The organism is Rhodobacter capsulatus, from assembly GCF_003254295.1.
Lineage (GTDB): Bacteria > Pseudomonadota > Alphaproteobacteria > Rhodobacterales > Rhodobacteraceae > Rhodobacter > Rhodobacter capsulatus.
This window is the reverse complement of record NZ_QKZO01000004.1, coordinates 44,740-68,047: the sequence shown is the minus strand read 5'-3', so window position 1 is coordinate 68,047 and position 23,308 is coordinate 44,740. Positions and strand designations below refer to the sequence as shown.

General features: G+C 63.6%; 26 protein-coding genes. 24 read left to right on the top strand and 2 right to left on the bottom strand.

Annotated features, from left to right (window positions below):
• The first annotated feature begins 37 nt into the window (after positions 1-37).
• Positions 38-1,360: an ABC1 kinase family protein gene (locus tag LY44_RS06870; protein WP_055209596.1), complete on the top strand. Its 1,323-nt coding sequence runs from the start codon at positions 38-40 to the stop codon at positions 1,358-1,360.
• Here the strand turns inward: LY44_RS06870 and LY44_RS06865 are convergent.
• Both LY44_RS06865 and LY44_RS06860 read right to left on the bottom strand, forming a co-directional pair.
• Entirely contained in the window at positions 1,357-2,589 is a 1,233-nt protein-coding gene (locus LY44_RS06865; RefSeq protein ID WP_055209597.1) for a two-component sensor histidine kinase, read from the bottom strand. The genes LY44_RS06870 and LY44_RS06865 overlap by 4 nt on opposite strands.
• Entirely contained in the window at positions 2,586-3,239 is a 654-nt protein-coding gene (locus LY44_RS06860; protein ID WP_055209598.1) for a response regulator transcription factor, read from the bottom strand. The genes LY44_RS06865 and LY44_RS06860 overlap by 4 nt, the downstream gene beginning before the upstream one ends.
• 137 nt (positions 3,240-3,376) lie before the next feature.
• Between LY44_RS06860 and LY44_RS06855 the strand changes: the two genes are divergently transcribed.
• From LY44_RS06855 to LY44_RS06745, 23 genes are all read left to right on the top strand, one after another.
• Positions 3,377-5,044 carry a phosphoethanolamine transferase gene (locus tag LY44_RS06855; RefSeq protein WP_055209599.1) on the top strand — a complete coding sequence of 556 codons (1,668 nt, stop codon included), beginning with the start codon at positions 3,377-3,379 and terminating at the stop codon, positions 5,042-5,044.
• Positions 5,044-5,436: a diacylglycerol kinase gene (locus tag LY44_RS06850; protein WP_055209600.1), complete on the top strand. Its 393-nt coding sequence runs from the start codon at positions 5,044-5,046 to the stop codon at positions 5,434-5,436. The genes LY44_RS06855 and LY44_RS06850 overlap by 1 nt, the downstream gene beginning before the upstream one ends.
• 75 nt (positions 5,437-5,511) lie before the next feature.
• Entirely contained in the window at positions 5,512-6,804 is a 1,293-nt protein-coding gene (locus LY44_RS06845; RefSeq protein WP_055209601.1) for a 3-deoxy-D-manno-octulosonic acid transferase, read from the top strand.
• The gene (locus LY44_RS06840) at positions 6,801-8,174 is read left to right on the top strand and encodes a 3-deoxy-D-manno-octulosonic acid transferase (RefSeq protein WP_065118354.1); all 1,374 of its coding nucleotides are present in this window, start codon (positions 6,801-6,803) and stop codon (positions 8,172-8,174) included. Before LY44_RS06845 ends, LY44_RS06840 begins: the two co-directional genes overlap by 4 nt.
• Complete coding sequence (locus tag LY44_RS06835; protein ID WP_055209602.1) at positions 8,161-8,619, top strand: GNAT family N-acetyltransferase; 459 nt, start codon at positions 8,161-8,163, stop codon at positions 8,617-8,619. The genes LY44_RS06840 and LY44_RS06835 overlap by 14 nt, the downstream gene beginning before the upstream one ends.
• A 207-nt stretch (positions 8,620-8,826) precedes the next feature.
• Positions 8,827-10,023, top strand: coding sequence for a tyrosine-type recombinase/integrase (locus LY44_RS06830; RefSeq protein ID WP_160320030.1), 1,197 nt, complete (start codon positions 8,827-8,829; stop codon positions 10,021-10,023).
• Positions 10,024-10,199: 176 nt separating this feature from the next.
• Entirely contained in the window at positions 10,200-10,433 is a 234-nt protein-coding gene (locus LY44_RS06825) for a helix-turn-helix transcriptional regulator (RefSeq protein ID WP_055209604.1), read from the top strand.
• Positions 10,434-10,587: 154 nt separating this feature from the next.
• Positions 10,588-10,986, top strand: a complete 399-nt coding sequence (locus tag LY44_RS06820; protein ID WP_146707217.1) for a hypothetical protein — start codon at positions 10,588-10,590, stop codon at positions 10,984-10,986.
• Positions 10,976-11,833, top strand: a complete 858-nt coding sequence (locus tag LY44_RS06815) for a hypothetical protein (protein ID WP_055209606.1) — start codon at positions 10,976-10,978, stop codon at positions 11,831-11,833. The genes LY44_RS06820 and LY44_RS06815 overlap by 11 nt, the downstream gene beginning before the upstream one ends.
• The gene (locus LY44_RS06810) at positions 11,833-13,545 is read left to right on the top strand and encodes a DUF927 domain-containing protein (protein WP_055209607.1); all 1,713 of its coding nucleotides are present in this window, start codon (positions 11,833-11,835) and stop codon (positions 13,543-13,545) included. The genes LY44_RS06815 and LY44_RS06810 overlap by 1 nt, the downstream gene beginning before the upstream one ends.
• Positions 13,546-14,197: 652 nt before the next feature.
• Positions 14,198-14,623 carry a hypothetical protein gene (locus LY44_RS06805; RefSeq protein WP_055209608.1) on the top strand — a complete coding sequence of 142 codons (426 nt, stop codon included), beginning with the start codon at positions 14,198-14,200 and terminating at the stop codon, positions 14,621-14,623.
• 261 nt (positions 14,624-14,884) lie between these two features.
• Positions 14,885-15,154 (top strand): hypothetical protein, encoded by a 270-nt coding sequence (locus LY44_RS06800; RefSeq protein WP_055209609.1) that lies wholly within the window; start codon positions 14,885-14,887, stop codon positions 15,152-15,154.
• A gap of 3 nt (positions 15,155-15,157) precedes the next feature.
• Positions 15,158-15,943 carry a hypothetical protein gene (locus LY44_RS06795; protein WP_055209610.1) on the top strand — a complete coding sequence of 262 codons (786 nt, stop codon included), beginning with the start codon at positions 15,158-15,160 and terminating at the stop codon, positions 15,941-15,943.
• 142 nt (positions 15,944-16,085) lie between these two features.
• Positions 16,086-16,718, top strand: coding sequence for a hypothetical protein (locus tag LY44_RS06790; protein WP_055209611.1), 633 nt, complete (start codon positions 16,086-16,088; stop codon positions 16,716-16,718).
• Entirely contained in the window at positions 16,699-17,100 is a 402-nt protein-coding gene (locus tag LY44_RS06785; RefSeq protein ID WP_055209612.1) for a hypothetical protein, read from the top strand. The genes LY44_RS06790 and LY44_RS06785 overlap by 20 nt, the downstream gene beginning before the upstream one ends.
• A gap of 1 nt (position 17,101) precedes the next feature.
• Entirely contained in the window at positions 17,102-17,680 is a 579-nt protein-coding gene (locus LY44_RS06780; RefSeq protein WP_055209613.1) for a hypothetical protein, read from the top strand.
• Entirely contained in the window at positions 17,670-18,455 is a 786-nt protein-coding gene (locus LY44_RS06775; RefSeq protein WP_223230731.1) for a terminase large subunit domain-containing protein, read from the top strand. Before LY44_RS06780 ends, LY44_RS06775 begins: the two co-directional genes overlap by 11 nt.
• The gene (locus LY44_RS06770) at positions 18,440-19,168 is read left to right on the top strand and encodes a hypothetical protein (protein ID WP_055209615.1); all 729 of its coding nucleotides are present in this window, start codon (positions 18,440-18,442) and stop codon (positions 19,166-19,168) included. The genes LY44_RS06775 and LY44_RS06770 overlap by 16 nt, the downstream gene beginning before the upstream one ends.
• A gap of 229 nt (positions 19,169-19,397) precedes the next feature.
• On the top strand, positions 19,398-19,832 hold the full coding sequence (locus tag LY44_RS06765; RefSeq protein ID WP_055209616.1) for a transposase: 435 nt from the start codon (positions 19,398-19,400) through the stop codon (positions 19,830-19,832).
• The gene (gene tnpB, locus LY44_RS06760) at positions 19,829-20,179 is read left to right on the top strand and encodes an IS66 family insertion sequence element accessory protein TnpB (protein WP_055209617.1); all 351 of its coding nucleotides are present in this window, start codon (positions 19,829-19,831) and stop codon (positions 20,177-20,179) included. Before LY44_RS06765 ends, tnpB begins: the two co-directional genes overlap by 4 nt.
• 76 nt (positions 20,180-20,255) lie before the next feature.
• Positions 20,256-21,356, top strand: coding sequence for an AAA family ATPase (locus LY44_RS06755; protein ID WP_055209618.1), 1,101 nt, complete (start codon positions 20,256-20,258; stop codon positions 21,354-21,356).
• Between the two features lie 51 nt (positions 21,357-21,407).
• Positions 21,408-21,647 (top strand): hypothetical protein, encoded by a 240-nt coding sequence (locus LY44_RS06750; RefSeq protein ID WP_162491419.1) that lies wholly within the window; start codon positions 21,408-21,410, stop codon positions 21,645-21,647.
• A gap of 242 nt (positions 21,648-21,889) precedes the next feature.
• Positions 21,890-23,242: an SIR2 family NAD-dependent protein deacylase gene (locus LY44_RS06745; RefSeq protein ID WP_055209619.1), complete on the top strand. Its 1,353-nt coding sequence runs from the start codon at positions 21,890-21,892 to the stop codon at positions 23,240-23,242.
• Positions 23,243-23,308 lie beyond the last annotated feature (66 nt).

Below are 23,308 nucleotides of genomic sequence, written 5' to 3'. Positions count from 1 at the left end.
CCGCCCTATCTGATACGAACCAAGAATCGGAGCGACCATGACCGAGCGCAAGCCCGAAATGAAACCCATGCCCGTGCCCTCCTCGCGCTTCGTGCGTGCGGCGAAGCTCGGCGGGCTTGCCTCGAGCATCGCAGGCTCGGTGATGGCCGAGGGGGCGAAGAGCCTTGCCCGCGGCCAGCGCCCGGTGATGAGCGATCTGCTGCTGACGCCGCAAAACGCGCTGAAGGTCGCCGACAAGCTGGCGCAGATGCGCGGCGCGGCGATGAAGATGGGGCAGCTGATGTCGATGGACGCGGGCGAAATGCTGCCGCCCGAGCTGTCGCAGATCATGGCCCGGCTGCGCGCCGAGGCGCATTTCATGCCGCCCGCGCAGCTGAAAAAGGTGCTGATCACCGCTTGGGGGCCGGATTTTCTCAAGCATTTCAAGAAATTCGACGTGCACCCGATTGCCGCCGCCTCGATCGGGCAGGTGCATCGGGCCTGGACCAAGGACGGCCGTGATCTGGCGATCAAGGTGCAATATCCGGGCGTGCGCAAGTCGATCGATTCGGATGTCGACAATGTCGCCGGGCTGATGAAGATTTCCGGGCTGGTGCCGAAGGGGCTCGATATCTCGCCGATGCTGGAGGAGGCGAAGCGGCAGCTGCACGAGGAAGCCGATTACGAGCGCGAGGGCAAGTATCTGGCGCTGTTCGGTCAGCTCAAGGAGAACAGCGCCGATTTCACCGTGCCCGCGCTGCATGCCGATCTGACGACGCGCGAGGTTCTGGCGATGTCCTTCGTCGAGGGCGTGCCGATCGAAAGCCTCGAAACCGCGCCGCAGGCGGAACGCGACCGGGTGATGCGGCTGATCGTCGATCTGATTTTCCGCGAACTCTTCGAATACCGGCTGATGCAGACCGATCCGAATTTCGCCAATTTCCGCTATGATCCGACGACGGGGCGGGTGATCTTGCTCGATTTCGGCGCGACGCGGGAATTCCCCGAAGAATTTGCCGCCCGCTATCGGCGGCTTTTGCGCGCGGGGCTGGATGACGACTTGACCGGCGTGCGCGATGCCGCGCGCGAGATCGGCTTTCTGCATGCCGAAATGCCCGAGGATCTGGAGGCGCTGCTGCTGGACATGTTCCGGATGTCGGTCGAGCCGCTGCGTCAGCCCGGGTTTTACGATTTCGGCCAGAACGATCTGGCGCTGCGGATGCGCGACGAAAGCATGGCGTTGCAATCGCATCGGCATCATTTCCGCTTCCCGCCGGTGGACAGCCTGTTTCTGCAGCGCAAATTCGGCGGCGTCTATCTGCTGGCCACGAAGCTGCGCGCCCGGATCGACCTGCGCAACGTCGTCGAAAGCTGGCTTTAAAACCGCACCACCACCCGCGCCTGACCGGACCGGATCGACTTCTCGACACTTGCCCCCATCGCCGCGGCCAGCGCCGCGACGATGGAAAGCCCCAGCCCCAACCCGCGCGAGCCCGGGCCCTTGGCAAAGGGCGCCTCGACAAAGGCCGCCTGCGCGGTCGGGTTCTCGATCATCAAGGCCGCGCCCGTCCCGGCTTCGGCCGGGCAGATCACCACCCGCACCGGCCCGCTGCCGTGTTCGAGCGCATTTTCCAGCAGGTTGCGGATCAGGATCGCCAGCGCATCGGCATCGACGGGCAGGCTGAGGTGTTCCAGATCGCCATCGTCGAAACGCACCTCCGCGCCCGGCCGCCGCGCCTCCTCGACCAGAAGCCGCGCCACCTGCACCAGATCCGAGGGGCCCCGCCCCAGACCGAGCCCCGCCTCGGACCGCGACAGCTGCAACAGCCGCTCCACCCGCCGGGTCAGATCATCGAGCATCGGCAGCGCCGCCGCGGCCCCCGGACCGCCCAGCAGATCAAGCCGCCCGCGGATCGCCGCGATCGGCGTGCGCAGCTCATGCGCGGCATTGGCGACAAAGCGGCGCTCGATCGCGCGCAGATCGTCGATCCGGGCGAGATAACCGTTCAGCCCATGCGCGAGCGGGCGCAATTCCCGCGCCAGACCGGCCTCGGGCAGGGGCGAGAGATCATCGGGACCGCGCCCGGCAATCGTTTCCGCCAGATCATCGAGCGGCGCCAGCGCGCGGCGCAGCGCCCGCCGGATGCCCCAGATCAGCAGCGCCACCACCGGGCCGACCAGGATCAGCAGCGACACCGCCGCCTCGGCCATTTCCGAGCGCCGCCAGGCCTGATTATGCGCCACCTCGACCACTTCGTGATCGCCGCTGCGCCGCAGCACGCGCCAGCCCGCCTGTTCGAAAAAACCGTCCGTCGTGGGCGAGACCCAGGGCACCGCGGGCTCGGGCGCGCCGGGGCGGATGATCCGCAACAGCCGCTCGTCATGATCGGGCGAGACCCCCACCAGCCGCGGCACCACCGCATCGGTCCCGGTCTCCAGCGCCACAAGCGTGGTCTCGGCGACCAGCTCCAGCTCCTCGTCGAAGCCCTCGCTCATCTCGCGGTCGAGGAACAGCGCCGTCAGCGCCACCGTGCCCAGCCAGCCCAGCGCCACCACCCCCAGCACGGCGCGCAGCAACCGGTTGCGGATCGAACGCGGCGCGGGGCTCATGGCAGCACATAGCCCAGACCGCGCCGGGTCTTGATCACCGCGGGGCCCAGCTTCGCCCGCAACCGCGAGACATAGACCTCGATCGCATTGCCCTCGATCCGGTCGTCAAAGGCGTAAAGCGCCTCCTCCAGCGCGGATTTGCCCAGAACCCGGCCGCGCGCGCCCAAAAGCGCCTCGAACAGCGCCCATTCCCGCGCCGTCAGCCGCACCTCGGCCCCCGCCCGCCAGACCCGCGCCAGCGCCCGGTCCACCTCCAGCTCGCCCAACACGATCCGCGCCTCGGGCACGCCCTGGGCGCGCCGGGCATGGGCGCGAATGCGGGCGGAAAGCTCGTGCAAATCGAAAGGCTTGACCACGTAATCATCGGCCCCGGCATCCAGCCCCGCGATGCGGTCGGAAATCTGGTCGCGGGCGGTGGCGATGATGAAAGGGGTGCGGTCGCCGCAGCCGCGCCGGTCGCGCAGCACCGCCAGCCCCGAGCCGTCGGGCAGACCCAGATCCAGGATCACGCAGGCATAGTCGCTGACCGCCAGCGCCGTCAGCGCGCCCTCGACATCGCAGGCCAGATCGACGGCATGGCCCTCGGCGCGCAGATGGCGCGCAAGGGTCTCGGCCAGATCGGCGGTATCTTCGACCAGAAGCAGACGCATGTTTCCGGCATAGCCGCGCAGACGGGCTTTGACGAGCGCTTTCCGCGCCGAAGTTTTTCGCCTGCGCCGCGCGACTGTAAGCTGGGCGCAAGGCGGCGCGGCGAGAGGGGGGCAAGACCCGCAAGGAGACGGACCAGATGTCGAGCCCCCCCCTTCCCTTTTCGCCGCCCGGCCCCGGCACGGCCCCCGCCCCGACGCGGTTGCAGCTGAGCCCCTGGGGGCTCAATCTGCTGGTCGCGGCCTATCTGCTTTTGGCGCTGAACGGCGGCCTGTGGGCGGCGATCTTCCGGGTCTTTGCCAAGGATCCGGTGGCGCTGGTGGCCTTTGGCACCTCGGTCAGCCTGCTGCTGCTGGCGCTGATGGCCTTTGTCACCCTGCCCCGGCTGCAGCGTCCGGCGCTGGCCTTGATGATCCTGACCGCCGCCGTGGCCGAGCATTTCCGCGCCGCCTATGGCGTGCTGATCGACCGCGACATGATCCAGAATGCGATGCTGACCACGACGACCGAAAGCAAGCATCTGTTCACGCTGCAGTTTTTCCGCGACATCGGGCTTTGGGGCGTGCTGCCCGCGGCGCTGATCTTTGGCCTGCCGCTGAAACCGGTGCGGTGGCGCAGCCTGATCTGGCGCTGGCCGCTGGGCGTCGCGCTGATGCTGGGGCTGCTGTTGGCGATGGTCGTCGGCAATTACCGCAGCTTCGCCCCCGCCGTGCGCAACCACCGCGAGATGCTGGCCGCGTTCCAGCCCGGGGCACCGCTGCGGGCGATGGTGCGCTATGGCCTGCTGCGCTTTGCCACCGCCGACATCACCGCCGCCCCCCATGGCCGCGACGCCCGCCCGGGGCCCTTGCTGCAAGCCGCGCCAAAGCCGGTGCTGTTCGTGCTCTTCGTCGGCGAGACCGCGCGGGCGCAGAATTTCGGGCTGAACGGCTATGGCCGCGACACCACGCCGGAACTGGCCAAGCTTGACGTGGTGAATTTCACCGACACCGCGTCTTGCGGCACCTCGACCGCGGTGTCGGTGCCCTGCATGTTTTCCGATCTGGGCACCGAGGGCTATACGCAAAAGCGCTTTCTGGGGCGCGAGAATCTGGTCGACATTTTGGCCCATGCCGGGCTGAAGGTGGAATGGATCGACAACAACACCGGCGATCAGCAGGTGGCGAAACGGCTGGGCCCGGTGACGCGGATCGATGCGACGCTGGATCCGGCCGCCTGTGCGGGCGGCGAATGCACCGATGCGGCCTTCCTGCCGATCATCAAGGCGCGGATGCAGACGATCACCGAAAACACCGTGCTGGTCCTGCACATGATCGGCAGCCACGGGCCCGCCTATTACCTGCGCTACCCGGCCGATCAGGCGGTGTTCAAACCCGATTGCCGGTCCTCGGCCTTTGCCGATTGCCAGCCCGGGGAAATCGTCAACGCCTATGACAATTCGATCCGCATGACCGATCATGTGCTGGCCGGGACGATCCGCATGATGGCGGCGCAGGACCGGGTGATCCCGGCGCTGTATTTCGTCTCGGATCATGGCGAAAGCCTTGGCGAGAAAGGGCTTTATCTGCATGCCGCGCCGATGTTCATGGCGCCGGACGAACAGCGCAAGGTGCCCTTCGTGATCTGGCTGTCGCAGGCCTTTCAGGACGCGATGCAGGTGCCGCAATCCTGTCTGGCGGCGCAATCCGGGGCGGCGGTGTCGCAAGACAACCTGTTTCATTCGGTGCTGGGCCTGCTCGACATCCGGACCTCGGTGCGCAAGGATGCGCTGGATCTGAGCCACGACTGCCGCAAGGGAGGGGCGTGATGGCCAAGCCGGAAAAACCCGCGCCGCAGGTGGTACCGCCGCGGCCGGGGCTGGGGCATCTGATCGATGCGACCGGCTATTCGATCGCCGGGATGGGGCGGCTTTGGCGCGAGACCGCCGCCCGGCAGGAACTGATCCTGGGCACCGTCGCGCTGGGGCTTTTGGCGTTCTTCGGCGCCTCGGTGGCGCAGTTTCTTGGCTTTGGCGTGCTTTTCGCGCTGCTTCTGGCCATCGAGGCGCTCAATACCGCGATCGAGGTGCTGACCGACCGGATTTCCCCCGAATGGTCGCAAGCGGCGAAAGATGCCAAGGATCTGGGCTCGCTGGCCGTCGGGCTGATGGTGCTGTGCAACGTGGGTTTCGTCGCCGCCGTCGGGCTTGGTCTTGTCTGAGCCCGCCCGGATGGACAAATCCGCCGCGCCGCCCTAGGGTCCGCGCGGTTTTGCTGCCCGATGGAGAGGAGCGCCGTGACATCCCCCCGCCCCCGCCCTGACGGCTGGCAGCTGCGCGCCTATCTGGCGGCGCGGCCGCTGTTGCAACCGCTGATGCGCGCGGTGCTGGCGCGCAGGCTCAAGCAGGGCAAGGAAGACCCCGCCCGTCTGCCCGAAAAGCTGGGCCGACCGACCGCGGCGCGGCCTGCGGGGCGGCTGGTCTGGCTGCATGCGGTGGGTCTGGGCGAGGTGCTGGCGCTGCGCCCGCTGATTGTGGCGCTGCAGGCGGAGGCCCCCGATCTGGCGGTGCTGATCACCTCCACCGCGCGGTCTTCGGCGCAGGTGCTGGGGACGAACCTGCCCGCGGGCGCGGTGCATCAGTTCCTGCCGCTCGACGGGCCGGATTTCCTGCGCGGCTTTCTGGATCACTGGCGCCCCGATCTGTCGATCTGGTCGGAACAGGATCTCTGGCCGGGCGCGATCTGCGACACTGCCGCGCGCGGTGTGCCGCTGGCCTATGTCAATGCAAGGATCGGCGCCGGGGCGGCGGCGAAACGGGCGCGGCTGGGCGGGCTTTACCGCGACGTGCTGGGGCGGTTTTCCCTGATCGCGGCGCAGGATGCGGGCTCGGCCGGGCATCTGCGCGCGCTTGGGGCCGAGAACGTGCGGGTGATGCGCTCGCTCAAGCCCGCCGCCGCGCCGCTGGGCGTCGATCCGGCCGAACTATCCCGGTTTCAAGCCGCGCTTTCGGGCCGCAAGGTCTGGGTCGCGGCCTCGACCCATGCCGAGGACGAGGCGGTGGTGATCGAAGCCGCCAAGGCGCTTGCCGCGCAAGACCCGGCCTGGCTTTTGATCCTGGCCCCGCGCCTGCCCGCCCGGGCCGAGACGATTCAGGACGCGCTGACCCGGGCCGGGCTGAGCAGCTCGCGGCGCAGCACGGGCGGGATGCCCGATGCCGCAACGCAGGTCTATCTGGCCGACAGTTTCGGCGAGCTTGGTCTTTGGTATCGGCTGGCCCGCGTCGCTTGCGTCGGCGGCAGTTTCGGCCCCGTTGGCGGCCATAATCCCTGGGAGGCCGTCTGTCTGGGCCTGCCGGTACTGGCAGGCCCCGTGACCCATAATTTCGCCGCCGATTACGCCGATCTGGCCGCGGCGGGCCTTGCGCAGCGCATCGAAACCGGCCCGGAGGCAAGCGCCACGCTGGCGCGGGCGGTGGCCGAAACCGCCCCCGCCGCGCAAGACCGCGCCCGCGCGCTGGTCGCCACGGCCCGGGCCGAGCTGGAGCCTTTGGCCCGCGAGCTGCTGGCGCTGAGGAAGACCGACCGATGATCCTGCGGCTGTTCATGGGGCTTTACCGGCTGTTGTGGCTTGTCGGCCTGCCTGTCGTGCTGCTTTATCTCTGGCGGCGCGGCCGCCGCGATCCGGCCTATCTGCAGGCCCTGCCCGAGCGCTTCGGCTTTTACCGCCGGGCGCTGCCGCAGGGCGCGCTTTGGGTGCATGCGGTCTCCTTGGGCGAAATGCGCTCGGCCCTCGCGCTGGTGCGGCGGATGCTGGATCGCGGCGAAACCGTGGTGCTGACGCATTTCACCCCGGCCGGGCGCGGCGAATCCGCCCGCGCCTTCGGCCCCGAGATCGCCGCGGGGCGGGTCGTGGTGGTCTGGGTGCCGCTCGACATGGGCTGGTGCTGGCGCCGGTTCCTGCGCGCCTGCCGCCCGCGGCTGGGCCTGACGCTGGAAGTCGAGATCTGGCCCGCGATGATCACGGCCAGCCGCGCCGCGGGCGTGCCGCTTTTCGCCGCGAACGCGATTTACACGCAGGGCCGTTTTGCCCGCGACAGCAAGGGCTTGCGGCTGCGCCAGCGGGTCATCGCGCAGCTGGCCGGGGCCTTCGTGAAATCCCGCCTGCAGGCAGAGCGTTTCGCCGCCACCGGGCTTGGCGAGATCACCGTCACCGGCGAATTGCGCTTTGACCAGCCGGTGCCCCCCGCCCTGCCCGCCGCCGCCGAGCGCCTGCGCCCCCTGCTTGCCGCCGGGCGCGAGGTGATCACCATCGCCAGCTGCGTCGAGGCGGAGGAGGCCCTTTTCACCGGCGTCATCGCCGAAATCACCGCGCGGGCCCGCGCCGAAAACCGCCCCGCGCCGCTGTTCGTCCATGTCCCCCGCGCGCCGGAACGCTTCGACGCGGTGGCCACCGGGCTGACGGCGGCGGGGCTGAACGTCCTGCGCCGAAGCCGCACCTTGGGCCCCGATCTGGCGCCCCGCGGGCCGATCCTGCCGCCCGATGTGGTTCTGGGCGACAGTCTGGGCGAGATGTTCTTCTACCTCGCGCTGGCCGACCGGGTGATCGTCGGCGGCGGCTTCAGCCCGAAGGGCGCGCATAACGTGATCGAGCCGCTGATGCTGGGCAAGCCGGTGCTGACCGGGCCGCAGGTGCATACAATCGAATATCCCTTTGCCGAGGCCGCCGCGGTGGGCGTGGCGCGAAGCCTGCCCGACCGGGCGGCGCTGCTGGCGGCGCTGGCCGAGCCGCCGCGCGACAATCGTGCCGCGATCGCGGCCTTTCTGGCCGAACATGCGGGGGCCAGCGCCCGGACCCTTGCCGCGGCGGATGCGGCGCTGGCCCGGCTGGACTTGGCCGTCCGATCGCGCCAGAACCGCGCGAGGTCGAAACAGCACGAGACAAGCCATGATCGAGATTGAACTTTCTTCGCCGTTGGCGCCGGAGCTGGCGCTGTTGCACGAACGGCACACGGTTGCGATGCATGCCGACACGCCGCCCGAATCGATCCACATGCTGCCCGCCTCGGCGCTGGCGGCCCCGGGGATCTGGTTTTACGTGCTGCGCTTCGAGGGGCGGCCGGTGGGCATGGGCGCGCTGAAGCGGATCGACGCCCATCATGCCGAGGTGAAATCGATGCATGTGCTGTCCGAAATGCGCGGCATGGGGCTGGCGCGGGCGCTGGTCGTGCATCTGGTGGGCGAGGCCCGGCGCCTGGGATTTGCCCGTGTCAGCCTCGAGACCGGATCGCAAGACAGTTTCGGCCCGGCGCGGGCGCTCTATCTGGCCGAGGGCTTCGTCGAATGCGGCCCGTTCGAGGGTTACGGGCATGATCCGAATTCGGTCTTCATGACGCGGGCGCTGTGAATGCTTGCATGCCTTTCGCGCTTGGCGCAAAAGGGGGGCATGCGGTCCCGTAGCTCAGCTGGATAGAGCAGCTGCCTTCTAATTCCAGAATCCGACCATGCTAACCCGTGCTGACGGTTGGATTACCTAATAAAATCAGCATCTTCGGTTGATCAGACCGGGTGATGGGTGACATGCAATTGCATAGACAATTGCATGAGGCCGATCATGGCAACGCTGGAAATGACATTCACGAAGGGCGCGCTCGACAAGGCGGCCCACACTGGCGGCGCAGCGACCCGCTACCGCGACAGCCGCTACCCCAACCTCTACCTTGAAGTCGGCGCACGGTCGAAGACGTGGCGCTTCCGCAAGTTTTGGAAGGGGCAAAACTTCACGGAAACCCTTGGGACATGGCCTGCCATGACCGTGATCGAGGCGGCGCAGACGGCGGCCGAGTTCAACACCCGCATCGAAGACGCAGGCGTGATCGTCCGCAACGATGCCCCGCGCAACGCACCCGAGATCACCCTGCGGGTCGCGCTTGAGCAGCATGTCACGAAGGCCCTCGACCCGCGCCAGCGTCATGTGTCGGAGGAAACGGCGGCGGGTTATGCCGCCATGCTGCGCCTTCACACGCCCCGGTGGCTCGACATGCCCATCACGGACATCACGCGGCAGATGGTCAACGAGAAGATCAAGGCGATGGCGAACAAGCCTACCACGGCAAGCTGTCTGCTGCGCGCGCTGGGCGCGATCTACGGCACCCAGCTTGCATACCGGGACGACGGTTATGAACATGACCCCACCTATCGCGTGAAGGGGTATGAGGCGCGGACACGGGAACTGCTGTTCGACGAGGCAAAGCGTTGGCCCGCGATGGAAGCGATCTCGAAGGTGCCGAACATGACGCGGCGGGCGGCGTGGCTGGCGCTGCTGTTCACGGGCTTTCGGATGTGCAACATCCGCGCCCTGCGCTGGCAAGACATCGACTTCGACGAGAAGATGCTGACCCTCGGGCGGATGAAGAACGGCCTTCGGCGCACGTTCCCCCTGTCGGACGCTGCCCTCGACGTTTTCCGCCTGACGCCGCGGACACATGATCAGATCGTCTTCGAGGGGCGGCACTACAATAAGCCCATCACGGGCCTTCGACAGATCGACATTGACGGCAATGACGTGGACAACGGAGGGGTGCTGCGCCCCCATGACACTCGCCACCTGTTTTCGTCGGCGGCGGCAAAAGCGGGTCTTTCAGGTCCAGTAATCAACTGGATGCGCGGCGACGTGACCATCATGCAGGGTGCCGCTGGCCGCTATATGCACGATCTTGGGTCACATGCCGATGCAAACGCCATCGCGAACCAGATCGTTTCCAAAAGCGCACCTGCCTTGTCGGTTGAAGACATGCTCAGACGTGCTTAGATTGGATATACCTTGCCTCCACTTGCGGGAAACCCCCTGTCGAGTGAGGCCGTGACGCGACTGCGAAACTGACAGGCCGAGGAACCCGAAGCAGCCCAAGGGCGTGTGAAGGCGGTCAGTGGAGAGGATGGGAGGAAAGCGCGCGGTCATCAGGTGCCCTCAATGTGAGAACACCCATGACTCCAGACTCCCTCCTTGCCGAGTTGCGCACGGCTATCGAAGCGCAGAGTTTCCCTGAAATCATGACCCCGGCGCAGGCCGCGCAATTCCTTGGCGTGTCCGAGGACTATCTGCGTGACCACCGCAAGCGCAGGTCGGGGCCGCCCTACAGCCAGCCCGCATCGAAGATCGTCCGCTACATGCGGTCGGATTTGATCGCTTGGCTGAACCGTTCGCGCATCGCCGCATGAATTGACCGAGGCAAGCTGGCACTCGCCTCGGTCGTAATCATGCGCGTAGAGCATCGAAAGCGCGTTAAGTCGGGATAACTTGCTTATATCAGATGCTTGCGAACTGATCGACCACGGAATGAGGAACCTGCTTGTCCGCTCCTAGGACAAGATGATGAATAGACAAGCAAAAACCAAAGCGTGGATCTCGGAAATCGAGGTCTACGACCAGTTGGGCGGCCATGTGCTTGCGCTGCAATGCCAAACCCCTGACCTGAAACCCTTCGAGTTGACCCTCGTTTTCAACCCTCAGTCACCGCGCAATTCGACGCGCGGGCATAACTGGTGGCTGATTCAAAAGATGATCGGTGACGGCTTCGCCGCCGAATTTGAGGCCGTCCACTTCGACGCGAAGGCTCTCGCCGCGAAGGTGCGCAACACGTTCCACTGGTTCCGGCTGGACGTCGATGGCAAGTCGATCTGGCTGCGTGATGTCAGGCCGTGCGAACCGTTCGCCTTGCATGACGAGACAGCGGCAATCCTCGCGCTCGAGGAGTTGTTCCATGTTCGCTGACGTCGCGGCCAAGATGGTGCCGAACGGCTGGCACAATATCATCCCCCTGACCATCGACACGGGGCAGAAGAAGCCTGCGGTCAAGTGGGCAGCTTACCAGCACGAAGACATCCCCCTCGATACGCTGCGCGAATGGTATCGCGGGCGCATGGGGCGGATGCCTCTGACGGGCATGGTGTTCGGTGAATGCCGCGAGATCGTTGCCCTCGACATTGACCTGACTGATCCGGCGCTCAACCGCCGCATCACGGAGATTGGCGGCTACGATTGCGGCATCCAGTCGGAATTCGTCCGCGTCGGCAATCATCCGAAGTACATGGCGTTCTTTCGGGGCGCCGTGCGGTCGCAGAAGCTGAACGGGGTCGAAGTGTTCGGCTCGTCCGGTCAGGTCGCCATCTTCGGAACGCACCCCACAACCAAGAAAGCCTATGACTGGCCGGGCAGGTCACTTCTCGACGTGACCCCCGGCGATCTGCCCGAGGTGACGCAGGAGCAGGTGACGGCGTGGCTCGACACCATCAAACCGCTGTTGGAAACCCGCGACCATCATGGCCGCAAGCTCGGTTGGACGGGAATTGACGAACTGCGGGAGTCGCTGCGAAAGGACGGCATTGATGCGGCGCAGCGCGCAATCATCGGCCTTCATGATGGATCGCGACACCCGACTTGTCTGACCGTCACAGCGTGGCTCGTCTCGCAAGGCTATTCGCCCGAAGACATCGCAACCTTCATCGAAAACAACTTCCCGGCGCACCTGCGGACCGATGATTGGCGCAAGCTGCGCCCGCGCATCCGTCAGATGGCCGAGGACGCCGTGAAGAAATTCTTCGGCGAGGAGAAATGGTAATGGAAGACATCACTATGCGCACGCCCGAGAACGTGCCCGCCGAACCGCTGGTGATCACGCGGTATGACTTGGACTCGAAAACCTCCATCGAAATCCGCGAGGATGGCGTTTGGTTCATCGAAAGCAAGGTGTCGAAGGCCGGAAAGGCGTATGACGAAACGGTCAGGGTCGCCTCGTCCATCATCGACATTGAGGGCCTTGTCGATCCTATCGACTCAGAGGTGGACGCGGGGCTGCTTGTCCGCATCGACGACCGCCGCGCGACCGTCAAACGCGAAGACCTGATCCAAGCCCAAGACATCGGCAAGTGGCTTGCCGCGCGCAAGGCGTACTTCAACCCGAAGCACCTGTCCCTGCTCGCCCGCATGTTCATGGAAACGCGCCCGCCAGAGGTGATCGGCTACACCCGCAACGGCTGGCAGCGCAACGGTGCCTTTGTCGTCGGTGACACGGTGTTGCTTGGCGTCGGCCATGTCCTGAAAACCGAAGCCAACCTTGCCGTCTATGATCGCCGCTCGACCTTCGATGACTGGGAACGCGAGGTGCTATCACGGGCGCAGCAGAAGCCTGCTTGGCTGTTCGCCATCTTGGTCGGCCTGTCGTCCGTGCTGCTTGAGCCGTTGGGCATTGAAACGGGCACGGCGTTCAACGCCTATGGACCGTCAGGGTCGGGCAAGACCGCAGCGTTGAAGGCAGCCGCTGGGTGCTGGGGGCGGCCTGATGCGTCAGGGTGCCTCAAGTCATTCATCACCACGGAAAATGCGCTGGAAGGCCTGTTCGAGGGTGGCAATGGTATCGGCCTGTCCCTCGACGAGTTGAAGACCGCGAACAAGAACATCCTCGGCCAGTTCGCTTATCTGTTCGGTAACGGCATGGGCAAGGAGCGGATGAAATCGAACGCAGAAATGCAGCGCCGTCGCCGTTGGCTGCTGAACTGCATCATGTCGTCCGAGAAGTCGGTCGAAGGCATCTTCGAGGCGATGGAACAGCAGCAGGCGGCAGGCATGGTTACGCGGCTGGTGGACATTGACATGACGGATTGGTTGCCGATCATCGACGGGGCGGCGGTCAACGAGTTCGAGGCAATGCTGCGGATGCACTACGGCACGGCAGGCCCTGAGTTTGTCCGGCGCGTGGTGGGTATGGCCGATCTGAAAGAGCGGCATGGGCGGGCCGCGCAAGCGCTCTATGCGGGCGATGATCCGAAGTTGGGCCGCGCCGCAAACGCCTTCGCCCAGTTGAAACTGACGGGCGAGGTCATGGGCATCGACACGGCGGTTGTCGATCAGGTTTGGGCGCAATGGTCGAGCGAGGTTCGCGAAGTGTTCGACGACGACTTGCAGATTGGCCGGGCTGTCTTGGCCTTCATCGAGCGTAACCTGCGCGTTTCGATCATGCAGTTGGCGGAAGAAGATGGCGACGATGATGGCTCGCCGTTCGGCCAGGACGAGGGGGAAATCGGCAATTCCTACAAGGAGCGCGATGGCTGGTTTGATAGCGAGTTCGTCTATCTGCGCGCCGAGGCGATGGCCAAGATCATGGATGGTTTCGGCAGGGCGCGGCTTTACGGCTGGCTGCACCTGCGGGGCATCCTGCATCGGCCAGCCAAGGGCGACAAGTGGACGGTGCGCGTGCCACGGTTGGCGCATCGACCTTCTGCGCTGCGCATCGACTTGACGCGGTTGCAGGACGTGGTTGGCTCGGGCGAGTGACACGGTTTAGGGCGTGACAGGCCGTGTCGTGTCACGGTTTGTCACGCTTTGCCGAGGCAGTAGTTGAGCAAAGCGGTTGGGCTTTCAGCGGCGTGTCACGCTTAATCCGTGACGCGTCACGGTGCGGAAGTGGAAACCGTGACAGGGGATTGCGCTTGGAAAACATGGGTTTGCTGCGCGCTGTCACGGTTGTCACGGTATATAATATAAGAGAGATGATGATGATGATGATGATGACGGTTTCGCGTGTGTTTTCGTGAAAAAACTCTCTCTTGTCGAAACCACCGTGACAACCGTGACAACCGTGACACGAGGGCAATGCTGTCGATGCGGTGGCGAAGCCGTCTGTGCAGCGATCCACACTTCCCCCGAAATCTCCGCATGTCTGCGCGCAGATGATACTGTGCTTTCGGTCTGATTGCATCGGTATGCAATTGGCCGTCGAAAATCCCCAATGAAATCAACGTAGACCATCTAATCATGTATTGTTTGACCCATGGCACACATGGCTCGCGAATAGTCGGTCAATTAGGTCGTCTTTAACCTACATTACCTCAGGAACATGGCGGTATCCTCATACTCCGCTTGTTGACCGCCGCGGACGCCCCGCATCGTCGCGGCGTCATTCCCATCGGCTACCAAAGGCATCGAGATGAAAACTGAATACCTCGTCGGCAGTTCGTGGCTGACCCGTGATCACATGCGCAACTGCGACGTTTACCCCGAGTACCTCAACCGCATCGCCACCTTCGAGCAGCGTCTTGGCGCAAAGCTGGTGCGCCCGCGTCATGCCAACTGGACGTTCTTCGGTGATCTGCGCGGCCATCGCAGCCACTATACCCACCTTGGCTTCGAGTGGACGGACCATCCCGCCGCCTTCGACGGCGGCAATATGCGCTATCTCGTCACCCAACCCTATCTTGGCACACAGGACTGGCAAACCTGCCCGAAGATCGACCTCGCACGCCATTGGGCAGGCGTGATGGGTTTCGACACGTTCGAGGCCCTTGACCCGTCTCTTGGCTTTTGGAACCCGCCCGCCTGTCATGTCTTCGTCCTGACGAAAGCCCGTCCCTGATCCCTGTCACGGCAACTCGACAGCGCCCCACGATCTGCTGAGGCGCTGTTCGGTTCGATGCCCCATGCCCTATGCCGATGCCCGACACAGCACACCGCCCGCGCTGACGCGCTGCTGCGCCACCTCATTCCCTGCCTGCTCTACCTAACGTCCGCGCCAACGCCCCGAAGCAAGATGATACGCATTGTCGTGGGTGCCGTTTCGATCACGCGGCAGGGGTGCGCCCACGTTGCCCATGCCGCCTGAAAGGGAACAATCCCCATGACCTTCTCGGCCACCCTCAGCGGCACGACCGCCACCATCGTCTTGGTCAACCTCAACAGCACGGCCAATCTCAAGATCGACGGCGCGACCAACCTCGGCAACGAACTGCTCGCCTTCGTCAACGACCCTTCGACGGCGCCCGTGGACAACACCCCGGCCTATCAGGTGTATCCCGTCGAGACGGGCCTGCGCATCACTGCCATGCACGGTCACATCGACCTGCCGTGGCGCTGGATCACCCCGGTTGCGAACGCCTTGAACGCCTAAGCGATGGGCGACTCTACCCCGGAGGTGAAGCTGGCCGCTGCCATCCTCGCCCAAGCATTCTCGGATATGACCACGACCGACTCCCGCGATGGCGAGTCTGCCGACACCGCCGCCGTCGCGGCCATCAGGTTCCTGACCGACCGCGCAGGCACGTCGGCGCAGTGGCGCAACCTCTGGTGCGCTGCCGTCAACCTCGACGGTGATCGTTTCGCCGCACGGGTGCGCAAGCTCCTAGACGGCGAGATTGAACCGACCGTCGAAATGCGCGGGCGGGCGCATATCAGCGCCTTTGATAAGGGCATTGCCCGCGCCCGCGAGCGTTGGGCACGGATCAAGCCCGCCGCACCCAAGGCACCTCCAACACCTGCGCGCCCGCCGACGATCAAACGCCCGTCACCCCCTCCTGCCGCGCCTGTCACTCGCCCCACCATCGAACCCGAAGACGTCGATCTGCGGCATGTCCCCGACGACCCCTTCTTCGTCAGCCAGTCGGGGCACGTCGTCGCCTCTCGCCCGTGGTCTGACGGCGAACGTTCCCGCATCCTTGGGCCGCTGCCTCCCTTCCACAGCAAGGCGGGGCAACTGATCTGGCAGATCAGCCAGCGGTCGCGCAGTGGCAAGAGTGCAATCGAAACCCTCGGCCACACCACCGATGCGGCCATTCGGATGGTGAAAGACACACTGCCTCAATGCGACGTGCTTTGGTCGGCGAAGGGTGAACGCCTGCCCGATTACCAGCTCAACGCGGGCCTGCGGCTCTACCTCAAACAGTTGCCCAAAGCCGCCTGATCCCGCAACTACTCCTTGTTCTTTGCTTGTTCCTCCCCAAAGCGGACCCAATCATCAGGGCAAGACGGGATGGGTTCACGTCACTCCAAAAACAGCGGAGGCGGGTTCCCATTCGGACCCGTCTTTGTTTTTGGAGAAACAAATGAGCGAAAACGAAAAGCAGATGGCGGCCTTTATCGAGGCGCTGAAACCCCATATCCAGTCGCTTGTCGAAGAACAGCTTGGCGGGTTCAAGAAGCACGCGGAAAAGCTGCTCGACGAAGTGCAGGACGCCAAACGCGCGGCCAAAGCGGACCCGCTGTTCGAGAAGCTGGAGCAGCAAGAGCGCGACCGTCGCCGCGAAAGCCTGAATCTCGTCACCCAGCCGGATGGGTCCGTGCGCCTTGCTTCCGGCAAGGGCGATCACGGCAACGCGGTCGTCCTCGACCGTGAAAGCGCGCGAAACCCGCAGAAATACCGGGAGGCGAAAGCAGCCGCTGCCGCGCGTGGCGTGCCCTTGGTCATCGCGGAAGACGGCATCGACCCGACGATCCGCAACACCGACCGCCGCGAAGTGATGCAAAGCAAGGTGTTCACCTTCGACGACCGCCACGAAATGGTGCGCTGGCTGCGGGCCGACATGCAGACGGATTCCGGCCTCGTCAATCGCCGCCTCGCCGCCGAACGTGAAGGCTTCAAGGTGCGCACGTTCCACACCCTCGACGACCTTCCGGCCCATGCGCGGCAGAAATTCGAGATGATGGAGGCCGCGGCAAATGCGCAAGCTGACTCCTGAGGATCAGGCCTGTCTCGAGGCAGCGCGCCGCATTGTCTGCGGTGATCAAGACGACATTCTCGTCTTCGAGGACGGCTCGCTGCTTGTCCACACCGCCCACTTCAAGCTGCGCCCGTCACGCGATGCGACGGACGCCTTGATCATCGCGACGGCGAAGGTGATGAAGCTTCACCTTCGTGGTGTCGATCTTGGCGACCTGCGCGAGAAGCTGCTCGGGCGTGACGTCAGCGAAGACCTCGCAGACTTCGCGAATTTCGTCCATGAACATCTGGTTTCCTTCTCCGTTGAAGACTGGGACGCAATCCGCGCCCGTGCTGGGTGGTATGCCGAATTTAACGTGGAAACGGCGCTGCCTGACACCGATAAGGCAGGAGACTCCTGAAATGCAGGGCGGCAACAAGAACAGCGGTCGGCGCGCGGTCATCGACATGCGCCCCGACAAGCAGGAGATCATCAAAGACATTGTGCTTGGGCGGCGCACCCTGACCGAGATCGCGAAGCGGATCGGCGTCGATTACACGACCATTCAACGCTACCGCGACAGCAAGATCACCGAGGAAATGCGCCGTTCGATCATGGCGGAGCAGCGCATCCGTCAGGTCGAGGCGGAAACCGAGGTGATCAATCAGGATCGGATGGACGTCGCCACTACCTACGAGTCTCTGGCTCGTCGGGTGGAAAAGCTGATCACGAAGGCCGAGGCGAACGAGGACGACGCTTTCGCCCTGGCTGCGATGGAGGGGCTGCGCAAGGTGTTGCGCGACATTGCCACCATGCAGGGCAAGCTCGCCACCGCCCTGACCGTCAACGTCACGCTGGCCGAGGCGAAGGAATGGGTGACACTGCGCACCATCCTGCAAGAAGTCTGCGACGAGGTGCCTGCCGCCCGCGAACCGCTCCTTCGGCGGATGCGCCATCACGTCCTTTCGGTCACGCGGGAGGATGCGGGCGTTGGCATTTGATGGCTTCCGGCAATGGTGCGAACAGGTCGAACGCGACCTCGACCCCGGCGCGCAGATGCTGCACTTCCTGCGTCAGGAGGTGCCTTCTGCGACCGAGGCCGAGTGGTATCAGGTCGAGGCGCTGACCTCGACGGCATCGACTCTCGCCCTCAACATCTGCCGTCAGGCGGGCAAATCCTCGACCCTTGCCGCGATGGGGGTGCGGGAGTTGCAGGCGGGCGGCACGACGATTGCCCTGTGCCCCGCAGAGCGGCAGGTGCGCGAACTGACGCGTAAGGTGCAGCTCTACCTTCGCGCCACTGACCTGATCGTGGAACGCGGGACGCAATCCGAGATCGAGTGCAACACGGGTGGGCGGTTCATCGCCGTGCCCGCGTCGGGCGCGACGATCCGGGGTTACACGGCTTCGCGCTTGCTGGTCGATGAAGCGGCTTGGATTCAGGACGATGAATCCATCATCACCGCCTTGCTGCCCATGCTGACCGATAACGGAACCGTCGTGTATGCCTCGACGCCCGCAGGGCGAAATAACTTCTTCGCCCGCCTGTTCCTCGACCGCAAGCCGAATGACGGCATCCACCGCATCACTGTGCCCGGCACGTCAATCCCCCGGCTTGCCTCCCGTGTCGAACGGCTGCGGCAGCAGCTTTCGGCCACGCGCTTCCGACAAGAGGTGTTGGGGGAATTCTTGGCCGACGGCACCAGCTACTTCGATCTTTCGGCCATCGAGCAGGCCACTAATCCGCAGGAGGGCGCTGTATGTCCGCGCATGTGATCCCCAAACTCGACCTGATCTATCTGCCTGACGGGCGGGTTGTGAACGAGACGAACCAAGACCCGGCCATCCCGCGCGTGACGGGTTACAGCCGCTTTCAGATTGCCGCCGACTTGGGGCAGGCGAACGACTATTCCGCCGTGGTGGTGATCAAGGACGAGGCGCTGCCCATTGTGGATGACGGCGCGGTCATCGTCGGCCCGCGCAAGCGCACCGTCGTCTATGCCGACCGCTTCCGGGGCGTGTCCTACGTCGCGGTCGTGGATCATCTGATCCGCCTTACCAACGCGCCGCCGTTCGGCGGCAAATCGGAATTGGCAATCGACGGCACTTCTATCGGTCGCGTCGTGTCGGACATGCTCTGGGATCAGAACATCGACCACAAGGCCGTGCAGATGACGGGTGGGCAGGATTGGACGCGGAAGGGGCGCTACGTCAACGCGGGCAAGACCTTCATGATCGAGAACCTCGCTGTCCTGTTCGCTGCCGGGGAAATCCGCTTCGCCCATGACCTGCCGTTGCGGGCAGAGATCGAGCAGGATTTGGCATCATTCACGACGCAGACGACGGCGGCGGGTAATCAGATCATCACGCAGTCACGGTCGGCGGCAGGGCACGGCGACCTTGGGATTGCCCTGATCGTTGGCGCGTTCGCCACCCAGTACCTCAGCAATCAGGTCGTCGGGCAGTTCAAGCTTCGGGGTGCCTTCTGACCCCGTGCAGCGCCCTCGGAGAGCCGGGCGAGCAGACGCCTGATGCCCGCTAGCCCCGCGACGATACCGAACAGCCGCAACCCCGCCTAGAATCGACGCTGCTGCGGGGTCACTCTGCGGCGATCAGTCGGTAGGGAGCAGGTCGTGCGTAAGCGGTGCATATACCCCATGTTCCAATGAAATAAGGGTTTTGCGATGATCGCCCTCTCTCTGTTCGAAGGAGGTCGAGATGTTGGACGAGAAGGAGGGCGGCGATGTGGTGGTCTGGGGAATCCCGGTGATCACCGCCGACAACGGGCGTCGGATCTGGCCCGATGAGCTCAAGGCGATGGCGGTGAAGAAGATCGAGGCCGGCACCAAGATCGTCACCGTCGCCAAGGAGATCGGGGCCAACGAGTCCCTGGTCGCGAAATGGGTGCGCGCCGAATTGCCCGAGCTGCCGCGCCGGGGAAGGCCGCAAGGCAAGAGTGCGTCGGAGCGCAATGCGCCGCAATTCGTCGAGGTGATGGCGCCCTCGGAACCGGTGCGCGCCACGAGGCAGACGGGCACCCCGGATACGGCGGCCTGTCAGATCCGGATTGGCGACGCCGAGATATCGGTCGGTGGTGATTTTCCGGCCGAGCAGCTGGCCGAGATCCTGCGTGCGGTGAGGGCCTCGCAATGAGTTACCACACCCCGAGCTACCGCATCTACCTCGCCACCGAGCCGATCGATTTTCGCAAGGGTATGGACGGGCTGGTGGCGCATGTCGCGAGCCAGTTCCAGCTCGACCCGTTCGACGGGGCGATCTGGGTGTTCCGGTCGCGGCGCGCCGACAAGCTGAAGATGATCGTCTGGGATGGCACCGGGCTGGTGCTGACGATGAAGCGCCTCGACGGCAAGCGCTTCGTCTGGCCCAAGGCCCAGTCCGGGCCGATGATGCTGAACCAGGTACAGTTCGACGCCCTCTTTGCCGGGGTCGATTGGCGCGGCATCGCGGTCAACGCCCCGCGCAAGCCGGTCATCGCCTGAGCCCCCCAAAATGCCCTTCAAGGCGGGTCGGGATTTTCCCGGCCCCCGGTAAGGCTTTGCCTGAAAAGGAAATCCCATGCTCCGCCACAAGATATTGCTGGTCAAATATCCGTCGGACCAGACTCAGAAATCGATCGAACTGCGCCTGTCCGAGCACCTCAAGAACCTTCGGCGGGCGATGATCCACGTCGAGTTGGACGCAATCCGGGACGAGGATCCGCCCCGCCCCACGGGCCCAGAGGTGGACATTATCATCAAATTGGAGGACGCGGATTGCCGCAAGATTGCGCGCCGAGCAAAGCGGTTGATCGAGCGCCGCGAGGCCGCCTCGGGGCTCGCTCACTTGCGCAAAGAAGATCGGGACCGGCTTGCGGCCCTGCGCGACGGTGTCAATCTGATCCGCCTCCCGTCGGAGCACCGCGCCGACGAGATCGCGGCAGAATTGCATGCGGAGTATCCTTGGATGGCACCCGCGACCGAAGTTGTCTGGCACGCGTTGCGGAAATCGGTGCGCGAAGGCTGGCCGGGTATCCGCTTGCCGCCGCTCCTGCTCGACGGGCCGCCCGGGATCGGCAAATCGACTTGGGCACGTCATCTGGCTGCCGCGCTGCGCATGCCGTCGATGTCAGTCGAAGCGACGGTCGAGAACGCCAGCTTCGGAGTTCTCGGCTGCCAGCGCGGCTGGGCCACCGCAGGACCCGGGCGGCTGCTCCAGCTGATCCTTCAGGAGAGGGTTGGCAACCCGATCGTCGTGATCGATGAACTCGAAAAGGCCGGTCGTGTGACAGGGACGAATGGCGGGTCCTATGATCTGTGCGGCGGACTGTTGCCGCTGTTGGAGCCTGCAACCGCAAGTCATTGGACTTGCCCGTATTTTCAAGTGCCATTTGACTTGGGACAGGTGTCATGGGTGATGACCGTCAACGCGACGCGCCCCTTGCCGGAGCCGCTCTTGAGCCGCTGCCCGCCGATCCGGCTGCCGCACCTGACAACGCGGGACCTGACCGGCTTTGCCCGCCGCCAAGGCGCGCGGCGTGGCCTTTCCGACGTCGGCATCGAGGTGATCGTTGAGGCCATCGAGGCGAGCGCGGGACCCGTCCAGCCGATCTCGCTGCGCACCGTGATGAGGATGATCGCGCGTGCCGAGACGCTTGAGGCGGGGCCGCGGCAGCACTGACGGGCGCCGCAACGCATTGGAGAGATTATGATAAACCCAGTGGAGGACGGAATGGCATTTTCATTTGAGGACCGCGCAAGGCAAAAAGCCGAGGCGCGCGCGAGAGATGAAGACCGTCTTGCCAGAGGCGAGATATCAGCCGCGGATCTGCAGAAAGAGAATGCGCATTTCGCACGGGCACTCGGTGGACAGAATGGGCCGCTCAGGGTCGGGTTTCCGGTCAAGGGCAAGCCTGGCAAGCGGCGGTATGTGGAGTTTCCTCCGAACAAGCTCCCCAAGGATGACAGCTGATTGATCACGATCACCATCTATTCCCGCATGAACCCCGGGGCCGGAACCGACTGAGGTGCTGATGCGTAGGCCGCCAATCAAGACCAATCAGAGCAACATGACTAAGCGGATCTACCTTGATGCCATCGAGACTTCTTCGTAGAGTGAAAGAAGCGAAGTCGCTAATCTGTGCGATTTCTCTTATTGTATGCACGAAAATCCACCTAATCGCCCGCTCGAGTTGAGAAGCTGAGGAAATAAATTTGGATCAAGAGACATCGTATAAATTAAAGGCGGACGCGGCCATCAGGGATCTATTACTTGAATTCGAGTGTCAGCCCATCCTGTTCATCGGCAGCGGTATTTCACGGCGTTACTTTGGATACCCAAGTTGGTCGGAGCTTCTTCAGGCCATGTTTGAAAAGCTCCCAGCAGGAGCGGACGCATATGAGTACTGGAGGCAAAAGCTGGATGATGACATGGTTGCAATCGGGTCTGTTTTGGCGGAGATGGCCTTCGAATGGGCGTGGAAAGAGGGGAGGAACCACTTTCCGCCGGAATACTATTCATCCAGAGTGAATAAGGACATCTTCCTTAAGCACATGGTATGCGGACACATCCAAACGGTAACCCCAAGAACTAAAGATGTCACCGGCGGAGATCTTGAGGATGAGCTGGCTGCTTTCGCTGAAATAAAGCCTCACGCAATCATAACCACGAACTATGACATGTTCTTAGAGCAGGTGTTTGATGGATATGAACCCGTCAGCGGGCAAACGATTCTTCGATACAACACCAATAGCTTTGGCGAGATATTCCATATTCACGGAGATGTCTCAAATCCTCCCTCGATTGTTCTCACTCGTGCAGATTACGACGAATGGTCTGAAAAGAAAAAATATGTTTCCGCTAAACTTCTGACCTACTTCGCGGAGCACCCCGTGTTCATCATGGGATACGGATTGGGTGATCCTAACGTGAAGTCCATCCTCAGAGACATTGGAGAACTTGTTGCAGGAGAGGATGGGCTGATCCCCAACGTTTATCAGATTGTCTGGAGACCTGATAGGATCGAAAGGCACCCGCCTGATCAGGCAATTTTTGCCGTCGACGGCAAGGAATATCGTATTCGCGCTATTCACACGAACGAATTCGACTGGATATTTAGAGCATTGAAGAGCCAGTCCGCCCTAAAGTCGATCAACCCTAAGCTGGTCCGGGCGCTTGCTGCTCGCACTATGAAGCTTGTTCGCCATGACATCCCGTCAGGGGCAGTCGAAGTTAACTACGAGACGCTCGAAAAGGTGGCAGACGAGAAGGACTTCCTGCCAACTCTATTAGGGATAACGGCAGTGAGTAACCCAAATTTTTCTCATCCATTGACGATCAGCCAACTTGCGCAGCGCGTCGGTCTTCCCAACTGGCAAGCCCTGAATAAACTGATCCATCGGGTTAGGGAGGAAAAGGGAATAGACCTTCGGTCAAGTGACAATCGCTATCAATGCCGGATCAAGACTGGAACAAAGGCGACCAGTGTAGCCCGAAAATGGTCTCACGATGCTGTTAGTCTCTTCAAGAAAGTTGCCGCAGGAGAGAAATATGATCTCGCCATGTGACATTGATATTGACTTTGGCTGACGGTGGACACGATATGTCCGGCACCGCATCTTGTGCGGCCAACC

What these genes read in the sequence shown, in the direction of transcription:
- tnpB (WP_055209617.1), top strand. Translation starts at nt 19,829, where the DNA reads ATGAGTTACCACACCCCGAGCTACCGCATCTACCTCGCCACCGAGCCG.
- LY44_RS06850 (WP_055209600.1), top strand. Translation starts at nt 5,044, where the DNA reads ATGGCCAAGCCGGAAAAACCCGCGCCGCAGGTGGTACCGCCGCGGCCG.
- LY44_RS06800 (WP_055209609.1), top strand. Translation starts at nt 14,885, where the DNA reads ATGACCTTCTCGGCCACCCTCAGCGGCACGACCGCCACCATCGTCTTG.
- LY44_RS06860 (WP_055209598.1), bottom strand. Translation starts at nt 3,239, where the DNA reads ATGCGTCTGCTTCTGGTCGAAGATACCGCCGATCTGGCCGAGACCCTT.
- LY44_RS06795 (WP_055209610.1), top strand. Translation starts at nt 15,158, where the DNA reads ATGGGCGACTCTACCCCGGAGGTGAAGCTGGCCGCTGCCATCCTCGCC.
- LY44_RS06790 (WP_055209611.1), top strand. Translation starts at nt 16,086, where the DNA reads ATGAGCGAAAACGAAAAGCAGATGGCGGCCTTTATCGAGGCGCTGAAA.
- LY44_RS06765 (WP_055209616.1), top strand. Translation starts at nt 19,398, where the DNA reads ATGTTGGACGAGAAGGAGGGCGGCGATGTGGTGGTCTGGGGAATCCCG.
- LY44_RS06755 (WP_055209618.1), top strand. Translation starts at nt 20,256, where the DNA reads ATGCTCCGCCACAAGATATTGCTGGTCAAATATCCGTCGGACCAGACT.
- LY44_RS06870 (WP_055209596.1), top strand. Translation starts at nt 38, where the DNA reads ATGACCGAGCGCAAGCCCGAAATGAAACCCATGCCCGTGCCCTCCTCG.
- LY44_RS06780 (WP_055209613.1), top strand. Translation starts at nt 17,102, where the DNA reads ATGCAGGGCGGCAACAAGAACAGCGGTCGGCGCGCGGTCATCGACATG.
- LY44_RS06750 (WP_162491419.1), top strand. Translation starts at nt 21,408, where the DNA reads ATGGCATTTTCATTTGAGGACCGCGCAAGGCAAAAAGCCGAGGCGCGC.
- LY44_RS06810 (WP_055209607.1), top strand. Translation starts at nt 11,833, where the DNA reads ATGGAAGACATCACTATGCGCACGCCCGAGAACGTGCCCGCCGAACCG.
- LY44_RS06805 (WP_055209608.1), top strand. Translation starts at nt 14,198, where the DNA reads ATGAAAACTGAATACCTCGTCGGCAGTTCGTGGCTGACCCGTGATCAC.
- LY44_RS06820 (WP_146707217.1), top strand. Translation starts at nt 10,588, where the DNA reads ATGAATAGACAAGCAAAAACCAAAGCGTGGATCTCGGAAATCGAGGTC.
- LY44_RS06770 (WP_055209615.1), top strand. Translation starts at nt 18,440, where the DNA reads ATGTCCGCGCATGTGATCCCCAAACTCGACCTGATCTATCTGCCTGAC.
- LY44_RS06855 (WP_055209599.1), top strand. Translation starts at nt 3,377, where the DNA reads ATGTCGAGCCCCCCCCTTCCCTTTTCGCCGCCCGGCCCCGGCACGGCC.
- LY44_RS06865 (WP_055209597.1), bottom strand. Translation starts at nt 2,589, where the DNA reads ATGAGCCCCGCGCCGCGTTCGATCCGCAACCGGTTGCTGCGCGCCGTG.
- LY44_RS06825 (WP_055209604.1), top strand. Translation starts at nt 10,200, where the DNA reads ATGACTCCAGACTCCCTCCTTGCCGAGTTGCGCACGGCTATCGAAGCG.
- LY44_RS06785 (WP_055209612.1), top strand. Translation starts at nt 16,699, where the DNA reads ATGCGCAAGCTGACTCCTGAGGATCAGGCCTGTCTCGAGGCAGCGCGC.
- LY44_RS06815 (WP_055209606.1), top strand. Translation starts at nt 10,976, where the DNA reads ATGTTCGCTGACGTCGCGGCCAAGATGGTGCCGAACGGCTGGCACAAT.
- LY44_RS06835 (WP_055209602.1), top strand. Translation starts at nt 8,161, where the DNA reads ATGATCGAGATTGAACTTTCTTCGCCGTTGGCGCCGGAGCTGGCGCTG.
- LY44_RS06830 (WP_160320030.1), top strand. Translation starts at nt 8,827, where the DNA reads ATGGCAACGCTGGAAATGACATTCACGAAGGGCGCGCTCGACAAGGCG.
- LY44_RS06840 (WP_065118354.1), top strand. Translation starts at nt 6,801, where the DNA reads ATGATCCTGCGGCTGTTCATGGGGCTTTACCGGCTGTTGTGGCTTGTC.